The organism is Anaerolinea thermolimosa (assembly GCF_001050195.2).
Lineage (GTDB): Bacteria > Chloroflexota > Anaerolineae > Anaerolineales > Anaerolineaceae > Anaerolinea > Anaerolinea thermolimosa.
The window spans coordinates 3,115,211-3,132,618 of record NZ_DF967965.1 but is presented as its reverse complement, the minus strand read 5'-3'; the positions used below and the strand labels follow the sequence as shown (position 1 = coordinate 3,132,618).

The following is a 17,408-nucleotide window of genomic DNA, read 5'->3' as shown; positions in this document are numbered from 1 at the left end:
TGATAGGCAGGATGAAAATGCGTGCCCGAACCGTTCGAGGCTACAAGACCTGGTCGGGTATGGCCAGCGGGTTGATGGTGGCTGGGGTAGGGGTGGCGTAGTCTGCCGATGGTATTTGGGGGAGAATACTGCGCCCACTTCTTTTTTTCAATTTCACCAACCGTTTTTGGGACAAACACGTGATAATCTCGGGCTTTTGGCATGCCCTGGTCTATCACGTTTGTTAAAGTTTATTCAACTGACTACTTAGCCCAAGTTATTAGATTTATGTATTTCCCCATCGGTTTATCTGATCATTTTCCTGAAAAATCATATAAATCTTCCTCAATATACAAATGGAAGGAAGTTCCCACTTCTTCCATGGGAAAATTTTGAATAAGAACATAATTTTTGGGTACCTGAATATGGCTTAACACAAATATACATTCTGGTTGATAATGTTCTGCTGTCCATAAAACACTGACTTCGTGAAGACTTCTCATTTTCATTTCCTGTCCTATGCCTGGGGTAATCAATCCCATCATATCGATCATGTGTCTGTTTGAGTAAAACGCTAACGTTCCTGGTTCATAAATGGCTATGTTTTTACAGGTATTTGGATGTTCTTGTAGCCACTTCGCCCCCATTTTATAGGCAGTATCTCTTCCTAAGATGAAAAAGTTTTTATAAAATGTTGATGGATAGTTATACAAATCAATTAAGTTGAACGATATTAAAACAAAAATAGCCAAAGCCATTGATAAATGCATAAAATTTTTTATAAAATTATTTCTAACTTTTTCTGAAATAACATTATAGATATACCAATACCCGATCGAGAAGAAAAAAACTACAACTACAAAAATAGGGAAATAGTACCAAAAAAAGGGTCCATAAATTCTTAATATAGTATAAGCTGTGGTATACAGAATAATCCATATTCCGAGGATTAGAAAGAAGCGTAAATGTTTTATTTTGACTGAAACAACAATTCCGATTAGACTTATTCCAACCGCAATCATCGACAACCATTGATTTGGAAATATTTGTCTCAAGCCTTTGCTCCATATAGACTTGATAAATACCCATTCATGGTTTATCCATCCGGTTTTGGTATTAGCGGTATTGGGAAAGAATGACCCATAAAACATACGTGAATATATAAACCAAGGGAGTAAAATTAATAAAAATAATGCAAAAGTTGGTAGTAATTCTTTTAAGGTCAACTTTTTAACAAAGACAAGATATAAATATATAACGCTTATTAAAACAATAGCATCTGCGCGTGTTAATACTGCAATACCGCCAAAGATTGCCATTGCCGTATAATTTTCTTTATGTAAAAAATATACAGTGATAATGCATAGAAATAAAAGAAATATTGTTTCTAGAGGGAAAACCGAATAAGTAAATTTGTTAGTAACAATCAAAATAGAAAATAAGAAACCCGGAAGTAATAATTGAAACTTTCTAAGAAGGTCCATTATCAATATACAAATAAATATCAGCGAAAATGCACTTAGCAGAAGTGCAGATTTAGGTATATCAGGATACACTAAAGAAATTACAGCCAATATAATCCCATGGAAGGGAGCAGTTGAACCCAAGACCTTTTCATTAGGATTAAAAACAAATCCATTCCCTCTTAGCAGGTTTTGGGTGTGACGGTATGTAATATATGCGTCGTCATTAGCATAATTTCTCATCCAATATGTTGAGATAATTACAATTGCACAAATAACAAATGAAAAAATAATAAATTTTTGATCTAAATGAAATTTATATCTATTGCTCACTGTTATGGTTTCCATAACTTTTACCTTAATGCTTGAGTGGATGGACTAATTTGAAATCCTGGATACTTGTTATATCAAACTCTCTATTTTTTAAGTGTAATACAATTGCATCAAAGGCTTCTTCTTCAGAAATAGGAGTACATGGTGCTGTACCATCCTCGAATTTTCCATTTTCCCAGATTCGAGAATTTAATTTTAATCGATACCAGTGATTACAAGAGATAACTGAAACAAATCCAAAGTTATAAAATGGTGGTTTGACGGTCTCTTCCACCAGAAAGCCGTTTTCGGTTTTCACTGTATCGCCCACACCGGTGCCGAAGATAAGGCGGTTGCCCGGGTCGGCGCGTAGGACGGAGTTGCCTTCCATCCATTCCGGAATGGGAATGCCCAGATACTCCAGAAGGGTGGGTGCAATGTCAATGTTCTGCACTTCCTGGCGGATGCGCCTTGCGTAAGCATCCTCGGGAAAGTGAATGACCCACGGCAGACGCGCCAGATTGTTGAACATGAAGCCGTGATCGCTGGCAATGACCACAATGGTCTGATCCATCAGCCCGCTGGCTTCCAGCGTGTCTAGGATTTGTCCCAGTGCCTGATCAAATTCAAGGATTTTGTCGTCGTAAAAATCGGGGTTGAACTCCCCCTGAGTCTCCACAGTTTGCCCCTGAGAGAAAACCTGCACCTTCGGGTAGAACTTGCGTCCCAGCGGATGCGTGCCCATCCAGTGGAGGTGAGCAAAGACGGGCTTGTTCGAGGTGGTCAGGGCGTCCAGCACCTGGCGGAGGTTTTCCACATCGCGGTACTCGAAGGGCAGTGCCTGTGGATTGGTCGGAAGGAGCAGGCGGTAGTTGGTCATGTCTTTCAGGAAGAAAATGTGGCGCAGACGGTCGGCAAGGCGCTTGATGAGTTCGTACAGGTAGCCCGCGCCAGATTCGTCAAAGAGGTTTTGCAGTCGGGTCAGGAAGGCGCTTTGCTGAAAGACTGTGCCGTTTGCCACGTCGAAACCAGATTGGATGTTGAGGGCGTAGGCATCCACAAAGTAAGGGAAGGAGTACTGCACACTGGTATAGCCGTAGGACTTAAGAATGTACGGCAAGTGCTGGAAGGCGTTCTCGCCCTTGAGCACATCGGGAGGGTAGAGCAGACGGTTGGTGGTGGGGTACTTGCCGGTGAGGATAGCAACCACGCCTCCGGCGGTGTTGGCGGAGTTGGAGTAAGCGTTCTCCCCCACCAGCGAACGCTCCGCCAGTTGGCGCAGGTTGGGGGTGGTGTCGCGCTCATAGCCATATGCCGAGAGGTGATTGGCGTTCAGCCCATCGGCGGTGATGAGCAGGATGTGGGGCAGGGTTTTCCGTGCCGCCGCACCCGCGCTCCACAACGGGGGATGTACTGCCTGCGGGGAGACATAGGTCAGCCCCAGCAAGAGCGCGGTTAAGCCGCTCAGTGCGGCAGGGGTTATCCAGGAGCGTTTGCCCTGCTGGCGGGCTGTCAGTCCAGCAAGCCAGCCGCTCACCTCGCGCGTCCAAAGGTACAGGACAATAAGGAAACCCAGCAAGTACAGTGCTCGGCTCCATCCGGCAGAGGTGGACACGCCAAAGTGAAACAGTGTGTAGGTGAAGTTGTCCGCCAGCAGAAGGGTCAACCCGCTGAGGATCCCGGTGGGGAGCAGGACGCCCAGCCATTTCCAGAGGCTCCAGCGCAAGGCTAGCCACGCCATCAGTAGTCCTGCCAGCAGGAGGTAAGCCGCGCCGTTGACCAGCGCAAAACTCAACAGCAGGATGCGAAGTTTCTCCGAGAAGGGCAGAATGGCAATGACGGAGGGCTTGGTGGTCAGGAAGAGCCATTCCAGCAGTGCATAAGCGAAGGCGGATAGTAAGGTGGTCAGAAACAACCCCGACCAGGACGGTTCATGGGAGGAAAAAGGGGAGAAACGTTTGAGCATCAGGCTTGACGGTTGCGGTAGAGGATGAGGGTGCGGGCATTGCCCTCGAGGGGCATTTCTTTCTCCAGATGAAAATAGGGAGCAAATGCGGTTTTGAATCCTTCCGGGTGATATTCGGAGAAGATATCGTCGCGGGAACACAGTAATTTATGCACCTGCGAGTCCTCCTTCGGAACAAACTCCACCAGCAGGAATTTGCCCAGCCGGGCAAAGGTTTCGGCAAGGTGCGCCAGCGGCACATTGTTGCCAATCGCCAGGTGATGTACCAGCGCCAGCACCATATTGGCAGGCGCGCGCTGATAAAAGGCTTCGCACTCGGCGTTGTCCCAGCTAATGGCGGGCGGGGGGTTGGTGAGGCCAATCACCAACGGGAGCAGGTGCGGGTTGCCTTCCTGTTTTGCCTGTCGGTAGTTCACCTCAACGGCTTCGGCGTCGAAATCCGCGGAAATCACCAGCGCGCCGCTGACCTCGGCAGCCACCCGACTGAAGATGCCCGTATTGGCGCCCAAGTCCCAGAGGATGCGGGGGGAAAGGCGCTGAACCGCTTCCTGCACCAGGCGCTTCTTGCTCTCAAAGGTGGCATCGGTGTAGTTGGTGTGCTGATAATAGTCCACCCAGCCGCTCTTGCGTATGGGGGCTTGCAGGCGGCGCATGTTGGATTCGAGACTCTCACTCAGCCCGATGAGCCCCAGTTTGCTCATGCGCGCGGAGGGGGGTATGTCTTGTCCTTCTTGAATGCCGGCAGCCACCCGCTGGGCTTGGGCGTGCAGGTGCAGGTGGATGAGGAGTCCAAAATCCAGACGGGTGGCAAGATCCAGCGGGATGCCGTCCATGTAGAGGCTGGAGAGACGCCCCAAGCGTAAATCCACCCGGCTCATCAACGCCAGCGGAACCAGAAAATGCTGGCAGAACTGGCGGTAGGCTATCCAAGGTGCGCCTTCTTCGTAGAGGGCGAAACTCAACGTGTCGCTGAAGATGGGCTTGCCGTTGACGAACTGGATATTATATGCGCTGGCGTCCTTCAGCGTCATGCCGGAGTCCAGGGCTGCCTTCTGCACTGCTAGTGTGAGCAGTGCGGCGTCTTTTAGTTGCGAAAAACACCACTCGTAGAGATAAGAAAGAAAGGGAATTTCCTCGGGTTGAATCACCCGGTAGATCGTGGAGGGATCAAGAGGCTCGGCGTCCACCTCTTGATGGGCAACCAGCCAGCCTTTGTCCACCAACTGCCGGTACAGCCCGGAGGACATCAGCTGGTCATATTCGCGAACATAAAAGGTATTCACATGGCGGTACAGGCATTCCCCGCACCGGAATATCCAGTCGCTGGGGGCGCGAAACGAGGCGCGGTGGACTTCCTGACCGAAAATTGGCTCAGGGTTGAGGGTCATTCGGGTCTTTTTTGCCAAACAGGACGGTTATTTTCTTCCAGACGACCTTAATCAGTACCCCGCCGCCGAGGACGGCTCCCAGAGTTATTTGTAAAATAACGCTCCCTGTTCCCGGATCTACGTACATCCCTTGCTCCAATCACAAAATGTGAAAAGTAGTATACCGTCATGGAGGGGGGACGTCAAGTTAGGGGAGAGGAAGGTCAGGGCTTTCTTAATGTAGGTATAAAGGTAACAAAAGAGATCTTCTTCGGTTATGCTTTGAGTTGATCAAACAAAAAACCATACCGAGGAAGGTCGATATGAAGTGCAACACAGAAGCCGGGATTGTGTTTGATGTTGGGAGCCTGTATGCGCATTTTCAAGGTTTACAGGACATACGGAAGTCCATAAGGGTGCGGTATCTGATCTTACTGGGGCTGTTGCTGATCGTACTGGCAAAGATGCGCGGAGAAGGTCGTCCCCGTGGGATTGCCGAATGGGCCAAACCGCACGGAAATGCTGTTGGAATGGCTGAAGTGGAAGAGCTGGAACACATCCAGCTTATGGGAAAAAGTGGTCATAGGAGATGCCTTGCACACCCAAAAGGGGCTTTCCAGACAGATTGTGGCAGCGGAGAGCGATTATCTTTGGTTTGTGAAAGGCGATCAGACACAGGTGGAGGAAGTCGTCCGTTTGTGGTTCGAATCAGACGTGCAACTGCTTCCTGGAATGAACTTCCCGTCCAGAGGTTTTGAGAGTGCCATTCTGACCAACTAGGGACATGGACGCATCGAGCAGTGCATGCCCACCGTAAGCAGCCAGCTCAAGGATTTTCTCCTCTGGCCTTACCTCGAACAAGTCTTCAAACTGGAGCGTCGTTTTACATCTGCTCGCACAGGCAAGGTACAGGAACAGGTCATTTATGGAATAACCAGCCTGAGCAGGCAAGACATCAAGCCGAGGCAACTTCTCCAGATGACCAGCGTCTGCTGGGGAATTGAAAATAGGCTTCATTATCGTCGAGACGTTACCCTGTTGGAAGACCGTACGTGGATGACCAAAGGAAGGAAGGGGCAGGCAATGGCTTGTGTCAACAATCTGGTGCCGGGCATTCTCCTGGGCAAGCTGAAGTTTCGTTCCCTTCCCCGCGCCAGACGCTACTTCGCTGCTCATCCTGCTGAAGCCTTAGCCCTCATTACTCGACTTTAAGAAAGCTCTGACTCTTGGGGTAACCGCTCTTGCATCCGTGAATGAATGGTGTTAAAATAAGCGTGCTTATCGTTGCACCCAATATCGACGTCGTTGAAAAGTGGGCCTCCCCCACTTTTCTTGTTGTAAGAGGTTTATTTGATCGGGAGTAAGTTGACACGATGAAAAACGAGTTTGTCCTGGCTTTCAATGAGGTTCTGGAAGAAAAACAGCTTCCCAGAGAGGTCATTGTCAAGGCGCTTGAGTCCGCGATGGTTTCGGCTTATCGGCGCGCGGTGAATGCTTCCAATGCGCAGCAGATCGAAGCCAAGATCGACCTCGAAACCGGCAAGGTGACCATCTATGCCGAAAAAGAGGTGGTAGAGCAGGTGCAAGACGAACGCACAGAAGTCTCTCTGGAAGAGGCCCGGCGGGTCAATCCTCAGGCCGAACTTGGCAGTATGGTAGTGGTTGAAAGCACCCCCAGCGATTTTGGCCGTGTTGCCGCGCAGACTGCGCGCCAGGTGATTCAACAGCGCATTCGTGACGCCGAGCGGCAGGCCCAGCTCAGCTTCTACGAAAAGCAACTTGGCGAGATCGTCAGCGGTGTGGTTCAGGCGGTCAATTCACAGGGGCTGACCATCGGGCTGGAGATGCGCGCCGAAGGCACGATGCCCCGCAAAGAAATGATCCCCGGTGAACGCTTCCGGATTCATGACCGGGTGCGGGCGCTGGTGGCCGAGGTGAAAGATTCTCCGCGCGGCCCGCAGATCATCCTCTCGCGCACCCATCGCGATTTTCTGCGCCGATTGCTGGAGACCGAGGTTCCGGAGATTTATCACGGCATTGTCGAGGTTCGCTCCATTGCCCGCGAGCCCGGAGAGCGCGCCAAGGTGGCCGTCTCGGCGACCCAGCCCGGCATTGACCCGGTGGGAGCGTGCGTGGGAATCCGCGGGGTGCGCATTCAGGCCATTGTGCGTGAACTGCACGACGAGAAGATCGATGTCATTGAATGGAATCCCGATCAGGCAGTGTATATTGCCAAGGCCCTCAGCCCGGCGCGGGTGCTCAATGTTTTCCTTTCGGATCAAAATGGCGGAGGGAAAACGGCCACGGTGGTGGTGCCAGAAGATCAGCTCAGCCTGGCTATCGGGCGCGATGGGCAAAACGCCCGCCTGGCGGCCAAGCTGACCGGCTGGCGTATTGACATTAAGAGCCTGCCGGAAGCCGCAGCTGACGCTCTCAACCGCCTGCAGACCGATCCGCTTTACCGCTCGATTGCCGAGGCTGAAGCCGAAACTGCGCAGGCCATTGCCGATATGCTGGCTCGAAAAGCCGAGAACCGCCCCCTTACTCCCGAGGAATACGAGCGTATGGCTCAATTCGTCGATCGGGTAGAGCGGAAGGCTTCGCTGAAGCGTGTTCCGGAGAAAAAGGTGGTGGATACCCGCGTTCAGGAAATTCAATCTGCCATCGCTCCTGAAGAGTTCAATCGTACGCTTCTGGAGAGCAGCCTTCCTGAACACGTCTGCTATATTCTGCAAGAGGCGGGGTATCTTACGGTGGGTGAGCTGGTGGTTCAAATGCTCCGCGACGCTGACCAGATCCTGAAACTGCAGGGAATTGGTCCGCGCGCCATGCAGGAGATCAACCGTCTGGTGGAACAGGTTTACCATCCCACCCCGGCGGGAGAGCCAGCCGTGGTTGAACCCGCCGAAGCCACCGAAGAGACCCCTGAAGAGGTCGCACCGACGGCTGAGGTGGTCGAAGAAGCGCCGATGGCCGCCGCAGAACCCGCTGAGCCGGTTGCTGCTGAGGTTGCTCCGGTAGAAGCAGCCCCGGTTGAACCGGAGGTCGAAGAGGTGGAGCCGAGTTTCGATGAACTCTTTACCCTGAAGCCCGATGTGATCCCGCTGGTGGAAAGCGGTGAAGAGGAAGAAGAAGAGGAAGGCACCGGCAAGAAAAAGAAGAAGGAAAAGAAGAAGAAGAAAGGTGCCCGCCGCTTTGTGGAGATTGAGTACGATCCGGATGCTGACGTAACCCTGGCACGGAAAGTACACAAACGCGGCGACGAATGGGAATGGGATTAATCAGGAGAAAGTGTGCGCGCTCGATTCGGAAACGAGTGCGTGCTGGAAGTGATTGAGGTGGCCAAGAAAACGCCTAAACGGGTGAAACACATTCCTCTGCGCACCTGCGTGGGTTGCCGTGAGGTCAATGCCAAGCGGGCTCTGGTGCGGATCGTCCGCACGGCTGAAGGGCCGCGGGTTGACCTCACGGGTAAAGCCTCAGGGCGGGGCGCTTACCTGCATGCACAGAAGTCGTGCTGGGAGAGGGCCCTGAAGGGCGCACTGGCCAACGCCTTAAAAATTGAATTGACCGAGCAGGACCGGGAGTATCTACGGGGATACATGGCAACGTTGCCCGAGGATGACGCCCCCGTACTTTCGGAAGATGTCTCCGGTGTTGAGCGGAATCCGGTGGATCCGTCTTGAGGAAGCCATGAACGTTTGATCCTCTGACCCTTCAGCGCTCATAGACCGGCGGCACCCAACCCCCGCCTGCTCGTTTTACCGCCAGAGGCCTTTATGAGGTCTGTGGCGCGGACTGTACCGCAGGAGGTGACTATGAGCGATAATGGGTCGAAGAAGATCGAACTTCCGCTTACTATTACCGTGCGCGAGCTCGCTCAGCGCATGGAAGCCAGCCCCATTCAGGTGATCAAGATCCTGATGACCAACGGGGTGATGGCCAACATTAACCAGCAAATTGATTTTGATACCGCCGCCATTGTGGCCTCAGAACTGGGTTTTGAGGCCATTCAAGAATCGGGGCCTGTGGAAGAAAAGACGGAGAGCGGCGAGGTGCCTCTCTGGCGGCAGCTGATCGCCAAAGAATCCAGTGCTAACCTGGTGAGCCGCCCCCCCGTGGTGACCATCCTCGGCCATGTAGATCACGGGAAAACCACCCTGCTGGATGCCATTCGTAATACCAACATTGCCGCCGCCGAGGCGGGGGGAATCACCCAGCACATCGGCGCGTACCAGGTGGAACACAAGGGGCGGCTGATCACCTTTCTGGATACCCCGGGTCATGCCGCTTTCACCGCCATGCGCGCGCGAGGCGCCCAGGGGGCGGATATTGTTGTGCTGGTGGTTGCCGCCGACGATGGCGTGATGCCGCAAACGCGTGAGGCGGTGGCGCATGCCAAGGCGGCTCGTGTGCCCATTGTGGTGGCCCTTAACAAGATTGACAAACCCAACGCCAACCCCGATTACGTCAAACGGCAGCTGGCCGAACTGGGCCTGGTGCCTGACGAATGGGATGGCGACACCATGGTGGTGCCGGTCTCGGCCAAACAGCGCATCGGGCTGGAAGATCTTATGGAAGCCATTCTTCTCACGGCTGAAGCGGCAGATATTCGCGCCAATCCCTCGGGGACGGTGATCGGAACGGTGATCGAAGCGTCCATTGACCGGAATCGCGGGGTGGTGGCCACATTGCTGGTGCAGAACGGCACCCTGGAAACCGGGGATGTCATCGTGGCGGGGACGGCTTATGGAAAACTGCGCGCTCTGTTCGATTTCCGCGGGCGGAAAATCCGCAGTGCGGGGCCCTCGACCCCGGTGCAGGTGCTGGGCCTGAATGAGGTGCCCGGGGTGGGAGAAATCTTCAATGTGGTGGCTTCAGAACGCGAGGCGCGTTTAATTGTGGAGCAGCGTAAACAAAAGGAAAGTTCTGAAGCGATTCGCGCTCCCAAGGCCAGCCTGGAAGAGCTGTTTGCCAGAGTGCAATCGGGTGAAGAGCGTTCGCTTCGCCTGGTGCTCAAGGTGGATGTGCAGGGATCGCTGGAGCCGATCATCAATTCGATCAACGAGCTGGAGAAGGGTGACATCCACATCGACATTATCTACGCCGAGACCGGCAACATCTCAGAATCGGATGTCATGCTTGCATCGGCTTCCAAAGCCATTATCATCGGTTTCAATGTGCAGGCCGACCCGGCCTCGCGCCGCCTGGCAGAGGCTGAAGGGGTTTCGATCCGCCTTTACGACATCATCTATCGCCTGACCGAAGACCTTGAAAAGGCGCTCAAAGGAATGCTTGCCCCTGAGACCAGAGAGACGGTGGTGGGCAGGGCCGAAGTGCAGATGGTCTTCAGTATCAGCAAAGTGGGCAATGTGGCCGGGTGCCGGGTGACGCAGGGAGAGATCCGGCGCAACGGGCGGATTCGAGTGCTGCGCGGTGACAAAGTGATTTTTGAGGGTGAAATGGCCTCGCTTAAGCACCTTAAAGAAGACGTGCGTGAGGTGCGCGCCGGTTATGAGTGTGGTGTATCGCTACGCGGATTTAACGACTTTGCACCCGGAGACATTCTTGAATGTGTTGTGGTTGAAAAAGTTTCTTGAGGGGAGGTGAGTTGCCATGCCTTCCAGTATCCGTTTAAAACGTATTTCAGACCGGATTAAAGAAGACCTCTCGGAGCTTCTTCTGAAAGGGGTTCAAGACCCACGATTGACCGGCGTTCAGGTTACGGACGTGAGGGTAGATCGTGAGCTGACGTTTGCCGATGTGTTTGTATCGGCGGTGGAAGGGCAGGTGCGGAAAAAGGAAGTGTTGAGCGGGCTGGAACATGCCTCGGGCTTTTTGCGCAGTCAGCTGGCTGCCAATATCGAGCTGCGCACCTTCCCCCGTCTGCGCTTCCACTGGGACCCAACACCCGAACGGGCGGACCACATCGAGCGCTTGCTGGCCTCGTTGCGCCATGAAGCTGCCTCGGCTCCTCAGGCGGAGAAGCAGGAAGACGATGAGACGGAGGACAGCGCCGGAAATGAGTGACCTGCTCCACCGGCAGATTGCCGAAATGTTGCATTCAGCGAAGCACATCCTGGCGGTGGCGCACATTCGCCCGGATGGTGATGCGGTGGGTTCTCTGCTCGGACTGGGGCTGTCATTACGAGCGGCCGGTCAGAAGGTGGATATGCTTCTGGCCGACGGTGTGCCTGCTCCCTTCCGGCATTTGCCGGGAAGTGAGCAGGTTATCACTCGGCCCTGTGCCGAATATGATGTGGTGGTGGTGCTGGATAGCTCTGATTTACAGCGCACAGGCGGGGTTCTGGGTGAACGCCAGCCTGACCTTAATATTGACCATCATGCCACGAACCTGCGTTTCGCCCGGGTGAATCTGGTAGACCCGCAGGCTGTGGCAACCTGCGCCATTCTGGCGCAAAACCTTCCCCGGTGGGGGTTCCCTGTATCCGGGGAAGTGGCTTCGGCCTTGCTTACCGGAATACTTACCGATACAATTGGATTCCGTACCTCGAATATGTCGCCTGAGGTGCTACGCCTGGCGGCTGATCTGATGGAGGCGGGGGCTAATCTTCCGGAACTGTACCGCGCCGGATTGGTGCAGAAGAGTTTCGAGGCTGCCCGCTACTGGGGTTTTGGGTTAGAGCGCCTTCAGCGCGAAGATGGGCTCATCTGGACGACTCTTCTCCTGGCAGATCGGCAGGCGGCGGCTTACAATGGGAATGATGACGCCGATTTGATCAATTTCCTTTCTTCGACAGATGGCGACGTGATCGTACTTTTCAATGAACAAAAAGGCGGTAAGGTCAAGGTGAGCTGGCGCGCCAGGCCCGGGCTGGATATTTCAACGCTGGCGCTTCGCTTTGGCGGCGGGGGGCACCCTGCTGCTGCCGGTGCGGAAATATCCGGTACAATAGAAGAAGTGCGAGAAAGAGTACTTTCGGAAACCCGCGCGTTCCTGGCCGCGCACCGGCACTGAGAAACGGTGCGAGCCTCTTCGGTTTCTCTGGTGTTCTTCCAGAAAACAGGTGGCGAGGATCGACGCGGGAATGAAACCAACAGACCATTCGAGGCGAAATGCCTCTTAACCGGAAAGCGGATTCAAAATTTGCGGCAGGGGCCGCACCTGGGGAGTGATGTTTGCAATGGATAACAGCCAGATTGACGTCAGAAATGCCATTTCTGGGGTGCTGGTGGTGGATAAACCCGTCGGGCTGACCAGCCATGATGTGGTTCAAATTATCCGCAAAGGCACCAACATCCGGCGGGCCGGTCATACCGGTACGCTGGATCCGCGCGCTTCCGGGGTTCTGGTCGTGTTGATCGGCCCGGCAGTGCGGTTGAGCGAGTACGTATCTGCTTCCGACAAGCGCTATCAGGCTATTTTACGCCTGGGTGCGTCCACTGATACGTACGATGCCGATGGGCGGGTTACCCGTTCGCGCCCGGTGGAGCACATTACGGAAGAGCAGTTCCAGGAAGTGCTCCAGCGATTTGTAGGCGAGATCGAACAGGTTCCCCCGCCATTTTCCGCCGTCAAGATCAAGGGTCGCAAGGCGTATGAAATGGCCCGTGAAGGCGAAGAGGTGGATCTTGCCCCGCGAAAAATCACCGTCTACAGCCTGGAATTGCTGGAGTGGGCTCCGCCTGAAGCGGTCATTGATGTGTACTGTTCCTCAGGGACGTACGTTCGGTCGCTGGCGCATGACCTCGGAGAAGCCCTTGGCTGCGGGGCTCATCTGGTGGGACTGCGCCGCACCAAGAGTGGGCGGTTCACCCTGCGTGATGCCGTCCCCCTGCGCAAGCTTAAAGAGGCTTTCGTAGAGGGGAACTGGTATCAGTATCTCATTCCGGCGGCTGAGGCGCTGGCCGATTGGCCCGCCATCGAGCTGACTGAAGCCGAGATTGACACCATTCGCCATGGTCATCGTATTCCGGCGGCTCCCGAAAGCCCCGCCATGGCGCGTGGGATCAGTGAGATGGGGGAACTGGTGGCCCTGCTCGCTCTTGATCCGGCAACGAATGAGTGGCAGCCGAAAAAGGTGTTCTTCTCGTAAATGCGGCATTTTCATCAGCTCCAAGAGGTTGAACTCTCTGAATCCCTGGTGGCGGTGGGCACATTTGATGGTGTGCACATCGGGCATCGGGTCATGCTGGAGCAAATGTCTCGTGAGGCGCACGCCCGTGGGCTTCTGGCGGTGGTGGTCACCTTTTTCCCCCACCCGGTGGTGGTGTTGCGCGGCCTTGAAGGCCCGCATTATCTGACGCTCCCGGACGAGCGCGCCCGTTACCTGGGAGAAGCCGGGATTGACGTGGTGGTCACCCTGGAGTTTACCCGGGAGATGGCCGCCTGGAGCGCCCGGCACTTTGTGCAACTGCTGCGCGCCCATCTGGGGATGAGCGAGCTGTGGGCAGGCCCCGATTTTGCTCTGGGGCACAACCGGGAAGGAGATTTACCCACCCTCACCAGCCTCGGAGAGGAACTTGGTTACCGGGTTCGGGTGGTATCGCCTTTTCATCACCGGGGGGTGGTGGTTTCTTCCAGCCGGGTGCGTGCTCTGCTGGCCGAGGGAGAGGTGACGGAAGCCGCGGCCATGCTGGGGCGGCCTTATTCGGTCAGCGGGCCGGTGGTGCACGGGGATTCGCGCGGGCACATTCTGGGCTTCCCGACGGCGAATATCGACTTCTGGCCGCAGAAGATCGTCCCGGCCAACGGGGTCTATGCCTGCCGGGTGTGGCTTCAGGGTCAGCGTTACGATGCCGTCACCAACCTGGGGGTTCGCCCCACTTTTGGAACCTTACCCCCTCTGCCGCGCATGGAGGCGTACCTGCTGGATTTTCAACAGGAGATCTACGGGCAAACCCTGGAGGTGGCATTCATCCGGCGCCTGCGGGGTGAACAACGCTTTGAGTCGGTTGAGGCGCTGACCGCGCAGATTCAACGCGATATTCAGGCCACCCGGGAGGTTTTACAGTATGAGCCCTGAACGGCAAATTTACCTGCTCGACTCGATGGAATTGCCCCCCGAAACTATCGCGGTGGCCTTTGCCAAGACCTCGCGTTCGCCGCAATCGTTCCGGCAAATTGCCGCTGAACTGACCGAAGAAAAGAGCGCCGAATTCCACGAAAAATGGGTGGTAGGTTACGGGCATGCGTCGGTAGCGGAACATGCGGTGCTTCACATTGCGGTTGAAAACGTCTCCCGCCTGGCGGTGGAGTGCCTGGAGTCCAATCGGCTGGCTTCATATACCGAAAAATCGACCCGTTACCAGAAGTGGGGGCTTGAGGATTTTTATCTCCCGACCGAATTGGAGGCGCATCCGCTCCGTTCCCTCTATGAAGACACCATCCGCCTGCTCTTTGAGACTTATCAGGCCTCGCTGATGCCGGTGAAGGAAGTGATTGCCGGGCGGACGCCCCGCAGAGAAGGGGAATCGGATGCGGCTTTTGACCGGCGCATTCGTTCGGAATATATTGATGTGTGTCGTTTTTTGCTGCCTGCCGCGGCGCTGGCCAATGTGGGGGTGACGATCAATGCCCGCGCGCTGGAGCACGCCCTGCGGAAGATGGCTTCGCATCCGCTTGCTGAAGTACGCCAGATGGGTGAGGAAATCCGCCGGGTGGCCCAGCCGCGTTTGCCCACGCTCATTAAATATGTAGAGCGTGTTCCCTATCTGGAAGACACCGCGCGTTATTTTGAGCAGGCCGCCGCTCAGCTGCCTGCCAGCCCGCCCGGCGCGGACTGGTGCCGGGTCGAAGTGGATGACCCGACCGGGGAGGAGCGCGTTCTGGCGGCGGCGCTGGTGCGCTTTGGAGCGGTCAGTTTTGCGGAGGCGCGGGAGTATGTGCGCAACCTGCCTGCCCTTCAGCGGGGAGAACTGGCGCGTGCGCTGCTGGCCAACCTCGACAGGCACGATATTCCCCTTCGCGAGCTGGAATACGCCCTCTTCACGGTGGAGTTGGTGATGGATCAGGGGGGCTTTTTTGAACTGAAACGTCACCGCATGATGACTCAGACGGCTCAGCCGCTCAGCACGCGCCTGGGATACGCCCTGCCCCGGGCCATCTGTGAGGCCGGGCTGGAGACCTCTTACCGCCAGGCAATGAAAGCCGCCCATGAAGCCTGGGCCCGCCTGGCGCAGGCATTCCCCCATGTGGCCTCGTATGTGGTGCCCAATGCTTATAACCGCCGCGTGTTATTGCAGACCAACCTGCGCAGTGCACTCCATCTGGTTCGCCTGCGCGGGGCTTCTAACGCCCACTTTTCGATGCGGCGTGTGGCTCATCGTATCGCAGAAGAGATCCGCACGCTTTTTCCGCTCCTGGGGGGGTATTTCCCGGCGAGTGAAAGTGAGACCTGGCAATCGGTGGAGAGGGAGCACTTTGCCGAAACTGCCGCTCTTCCTCTGTAATGCTCCGTTTCTCCCCGGTGGAGAGAAAGATCGAGGCCACTCATGACTCTCATCCTCGGATTTTTCTGGAATTTCGATCAGCATCGCCTGCGCGCTTTCTGGCGGCTGGTGCTTACCCTCCTCTTGATGGCCATTCTGGTGGGGATGAGTCAGGTGGCCACTGCCAGCCTGATTGATACCCTGGAAGGGAAGGGCTGGCTGCCGGGAGGGGGGCTCTCGCCCCAGGGGTATAACACGGTGATGAACCTCGTGCTGACCGCTGTGACGGTGCTGAGCATCTTCCTGGCAGGCCTTTCTTTCGACCGGCGCCCCTTTGCTGATTTCGGGTTTCACTTTTCTTCTCACTGGTGGATCGATTTCACCTTTGGCCTTCTGCTGGGGGCAGGGTTGATGCTGCTCATCTTTGGGGTGGAACTGGCGGCGGGATGGATCACGGTGACGGAGTTCCTTAAGGCTTACCAGGCTCCCTTCTGGGCTGAGGTTGGGGGGATGTTCCTCCTGTTCATCTGTGTGGGGGTGCAGGAGGAGATTATCTCGCGGGGGTACCTTCTGCGTAATCTGGCCGAGGGGTTGAATCTGAAATTCCTGGGCCCGCGGGGCGCCCTTCTGCTGGCATATTTTCTCTCCTCTCTGGTGTTTGGCGCGCTTCATTTTGCCAACCCGAATGCTTCGCTCACCAGTACGTTGTTCATTGCTGTGGCGGGGTTGTTTCTGGGGTTGGGGTTCGTTCTTACCGGTGAACTGGCCATTCCCATCGGGTTGCATATTGGCTGGAACTTCTTTCAGGGGAATGTATTTGGCTTTCCGGTGAGTGGTACGCTGGCCGGACCAACGTTCATTGCCATCCGGCAGGGCGGCCCGGCCTGGCTCACAGGGGCGGCTTTCGGGCCGGAAGCCGGAGTGCTGGGCCTGGCGGCGATTCTGCTGGGCATGGCCCTGACGGTGGTGTGGGTGCGCCGCCGGTATGGTGGGGTTACCCTGCAAACCGCGCTGGCGGAATACCCGCGAAAAGATAAGGAAACCGTATGAAAAAGGACGAACTCCTCACAAGGATTCAATCTACCCGGAAACAATTGCTGGATATTTTGACCGCAGTCCCCCTCGAATACCGCGAAATTCCCGGTGCAACGGGGGAATGGTCGGTGAAGGACGTCATCGTTCACCTGAATTACTGGGGCTCCATGCTCGTGACCATGCTTTATCAGGTGCGGCAGGGGGCTGCGCCCACCACGGTGCATTTTGACCCGGCGCTGGACGTGGAGGCACTCAACCGGCGCTGGTATGAAATGGGTAAAGATCGCCCCTGGGAGGCCGCCTGGGCCGACTTTGAGGCGCTCCACCGGCAGGTGTTGCGCCGGGTGGCCGAATTTTCGGAGGCAGAGCTGAATGACCCGCATCTTCATCCCAAACTGGGCGGGCGCTGTCTGTGGGAATTCATTGCCACCGACACTTACCATCACGATGAGGAACACATCGCTCCGTTGCAGGCCTGGCTTGAGACCCTGCCCGGGCGGAACTGATGGTAAAGCTTCTGGCCTGCTGGCGCAGAACTTGCACTGTTTATGATGGGTATTTCCTGGCCAGACCGGCTCTTCGGAAAGGGAGAGACGGTTTTTCAACTCCGTTTATGCTAAAATCGATTCACGATGATGACTGATTCGTTTGACCCCAACCCGGGGGAGCACCCCACTGAGGATACCCCGGGGCGGCGATTACGCCGTTTAATTGAGTCCGGTGAGGAGGTGGAAGGGGAGGCCAGTGAGCCTTCTCAGGCCGTATCCGGGGAGGAAAAACCGGCCGGAACGCAGCCCTCTGAAGAGGGGGGAGAGGTGGAAGAGTCTTATCTGCCACCGCTTCCGTTCCCGCTTTCGGAGATCGACCTGAGCGAAGCCCCCACCCTGCCGCCCC

18 protein-coding genes are annotated in these 17,408 nt (G+C 55.3%); 13 read left to right on the top strand and 5 right to left on the bottom strand.

What is annotated here, in order from left to right:
• Positions 1-293: 293 nt before the first annotated feature.
• From ATHL_RS14085 to ATHL_RS18965, 5 genes are all read right to left on the bottom strand, one after another.
• Positions 294-1,790: a hypothetical protein gene (locus tag ATHL_RS14085; RefSeq protein ID WP_062195165.1), complete on the bottom strand. Its 1,497-nt coding sequence runs from the start codon at positions 1,788-1,790 to the stop codon at positions 294-296.
• A gap of 10 nt (positions 1,791-1,800) precedes the next feature.
• Positions 1,801-3,720, bottom strand: a complete 1,920-nt coding sequence (locus ATHL_RS14080; protein ID WP_062195163.1) for a sulfatase — start codon at positions 3,718-3,720, stop codon at positions 1,801-1,803.
• The gene (locus ATHL_RS14075; RefSeq protein WP_062195160.1) at positions 3,720-5,108 is read right to left on the bottom strand and encodes a class I SAM-dependent methyltransferase; all 1,389 of its coding nucleotides are present in this window, start codon (positions 5,106-5,108) and stop codon (positions 3,720-3,722) included. Before ATHL_RS14075 ends, ATHL_RS14080 begins: the two co-directional genes overlap by 1 nt.
• A complete protein-coding gene (locus ATHL_RS18970; RefSeq protein WP_162787725.1) occupies positions 5,092-5,235 on the bottom strand; it encodes a hypothetical protein in 144 nt (47 codons plus the stop codon). Before ATHL_RS18970 ends, ATHL_RS14075 begins: the two co-directional genes overlap by 17 nt.
• Positions 5,236-5,518: 283 nt before the next feature.
• On the bottom strand, positions 5,519-5,671 hold the full coding sequence (locus ATHL_RS18965; protein WP_162787724.1) for a hypothetical protein: 153 nt from the start codon (positions 5,669-5,671) through the stop codon (positions 5,519-5,521).
• Positions 5,672-5,681: 10 nt separating this feature from the next.
• On the opposite strand from ATHL_RS18965, the gene ATHL_RS18960 reads away from it, so the two are divergent.
• The 13 genes from ATHL_RS18960 to ATHL_RS14010 form a co-directional block, all read left to right on the top strand.
• Complete coding sequence (locus ATHL_RS18960; RefSeq protein ID WP_162787723.1) at positions 5,682-5,867, top strand: hypothetical protein; 186 nt, start codon at positions 5,682-5,684, stop codon at positions 5,865-5,867.
• A gap of 24 nt (positions 5,868-5,891) precedes the next feature.
• Positions 5,892-6,299, top strand: a complete 408-nt coding sequence (locus tag ATHL_RS14065) for a hypothetical protein (RefSeq protein WP_062195155.1) — start codon at positions 5,892-5,894, stop codon at positions 6,297-6,299.
• Positions 6,300-6,460: 161 nt separating this feature from the next.
• Positions 6,461-8,368, top strand: a complete 1,908-nt coding sequence (gene nusA / locus ATHL_RS19175) for a transcription termination factor NusA (RefSeq protein ID WP_084001472.1) — start codon at positions 6,461-6,463, stop codon at positions 8,366-8,368.
• 12 nt (positions 8,369-8,380) lie between these two features.
• A complete protein-coding gene (locus ATHL_RS14055; protein WP_236822375.1) occupies positions 8,381-8,773 on the top strand; it encodes a YlxR family protein in 393 nt (130 codons plus the stop codon).
• 132 nt (positions 8,774-8,905) lie between these two features.
• Positions 8,906-10,687: a translation initiation factor IF-2 gene (infB, locus tag ATHL_RS14050; RefSeq protein ID WP_062195152.1), complete on the top strand. Its 1,782-nt coding sequence runs from the start codon at positions 8,906-8,908 to the stop codon at positions 10,685-10,687.
• A 16-nt stretch (positions 10,688-10,703) separates the two neighbouring features.
• Complete coding sequence (gene rbfA, locus ATHL_RS14045) at positions 10,704-11,117, top strand: 30S ribosome-binding factor RbfA (protein ID WP_062195149.1); 414 nt, start codon at positions 10,704-10,706, stop codon at positions 11,115-11,117.
• Complete coding sequence (locus ATHL_RS14040) at positions 11,110-12,066, top strand: DHH family phosphoesterase (protein ID WP_062195147.1); 957 nt, start codon at positions 11,110-11,112, stop codon at positions 12,064-12,066. The genes rbfA and ATHL_RS14040 overlap by 8 nt, the downstream gene beginning before the upstream one ends.
• A gap of 166 nt (positions 12,067-12,232) precedes the next feature.
• Entirely contained in the window at positions 12,233-13,144 is a 912-nt protein-coding gene (truB, locus tag ATHL_RS14035; RefSeq protein ID WP_062195144.1) for a tRNA pseudouridine(55) synthase TruB, read from the top strand.
• Positions 13,145-14,074, top strand: a complete 930-nt coding sequence (locus ATHL_RS14030; protein ID WP_062195141.1) for a bifunctional riboflavin kinase/FAD synthetase — start codon at positions 13,145-13,147, stop codon at positions 14,072-14,074. It abuts the gene before it with no gap.
• A complete protein-coding gene (locus ATHL_RS14025) occupies positions 14,064-15,500 on the top strand; it encodes an FAD-dependent thymidylate synthase (protein ID WP_062195138.1) in 1,437 nt (478 codons plus the stop codon). The genes ATHL_RS14030 and ATHL_RS14025 overlap by 11 nt, the downstream gene beginning before the upstream one ends.
• Positions 15,501-15,542: 42 nt before the next feature.
• Positions 15,543-16,529, top strand: coding sequence for a CPBP family intramembrane glutamic endopeptidase (locus ATHL_RS14020; protein WP_062195135.1), 987 nt, complete (start codon positions 15,543-15,545; stop codon positions 16,527-16,529).
• Positions 16,526-17,020, top strand: coding sequence for a ClbS/DfsB family four-helix bundle protein (locus ATHL_RS14015; RefSeq protein WP_062195132.1), 495 nt, complete (start codon positions 16,526-16,528; stop codon positions 17,018-17,020). Before ATHL_RS14020 ends, ATHL_RS14015 begins: the two co-directional genes overlap by 4 nt.
• A 126-nt stretch (positions 17,021-17,146) precedes the next feature.
• The coding region (locus ATHL_RS14010; RefSeq protein WP_162787722.1) for a hypothetical protein at positions 17,147-17,408 on the top strand (262 nt) is incomplete at its 3' end.

Bases quoted from the DNA above. Each gene is read 5' to 3' on its own strand.
- ATHL_RS14085 (WP_062195165.1), bottom strand. From the start codon at position 1,790: ATGGAAACCATAACAGTGAGCAATAGATATAAATTTCATTTAGATCAA.
- ATHL_RS14080 (WP_062195163.1), bottom strand. From the start codon at position 3,720: ATGCTCAAACGTTTCTCCCCTTTTTCCTCCCATGAACCGTCCTGGTCG.
- ATHL_RS14075 (WP_062195160.1), bottom strand. From the start codon at position 5,108: ATGACCCTCAACCCTGAGCCAATTTTCGGTCAGGAAGTCCACCGCGCC.
- ATHL_RS18970 (WP_162787725.1), bottom strand. From the start codon at position 5,235: ATGTACGTAGATCCGGGAACAGGGAGCGTTATTTTACAAATAACTCTG.
- ATHL_RS18965 (WP_162787724.1), bottom strand. From the start codon at position 5,671: ATGACCACTTTTTCCCATAAGCTGGATGTGTTCCAGCTCTTCCACTTC.
- ATHL_RS14065 (WP_062195155.1), top strand. From the start codon at position 5,892: ATGCCCACCGTAAGCAGCCAGCTCAAGGATTTTCTCCTCTGGCCTTAC.
- nusA (WP_084001472.1), top strand. From the start codon at position 6,461: ATGAAAAACGAGTTTGTCCTGGCTTTCAATGAGGTTCTGGAAGAAAAA.
- infB (WP_062195152.1), top strand. From the start codon at position 8,906: ATGAGCGATAATGGGTCGAAGAAGATCGAACTTCCGCTTACTATTACC.
- rbfA (WP_062195149.1), top strand. From the start codon at position 10,704: ATGCCTTCCAGTATCCGTTTAAAACGTATTTCAGACCGGATTAAAGAA.
- ATHL_RS14040 (WP_062195147.1), top strand. From the start codon at position 11,110: ATGAGTGACCTGCTCCACCGGCAGATTGCCGAAATGTTGCATTCAGCG.
- truB (WP_062195144.1), top strand. From the start codon at position 12,233: ATGGATAACAGCCAGATTGACGTCAGAAATGCCATTTCTGGGGTGCTG.
- ATHL_RS14030 (WP_062195141.1), top strand. From the start codon at position 13,145: ATGCGGCATTTTCATCAGCTCCAAGAGGTTGAACTCTCTGAATCCCTG.
- ATHL_RS14025 (WP_062195138.1), top strand. From the start codon at position 14,064: ATGAGCCCTGAACGGCAAATTTACCTGCTCGACTCGATGGAATTGCCC.
- ATHL_RS14020 (WP_062195135.1), top strand. From the start codon at position 15,543: ATGACTCTCATCCTCGGATTTTTCTGGAATTTCGATCAGCATCGCCTG.
- ATHL_RS14015 (WP_062195132.1), top strand. From the start codon at position 16,526: ATGAAAAAGGACGAACTCCTCACAAGGATTCAATCTACCCGGAAACAA.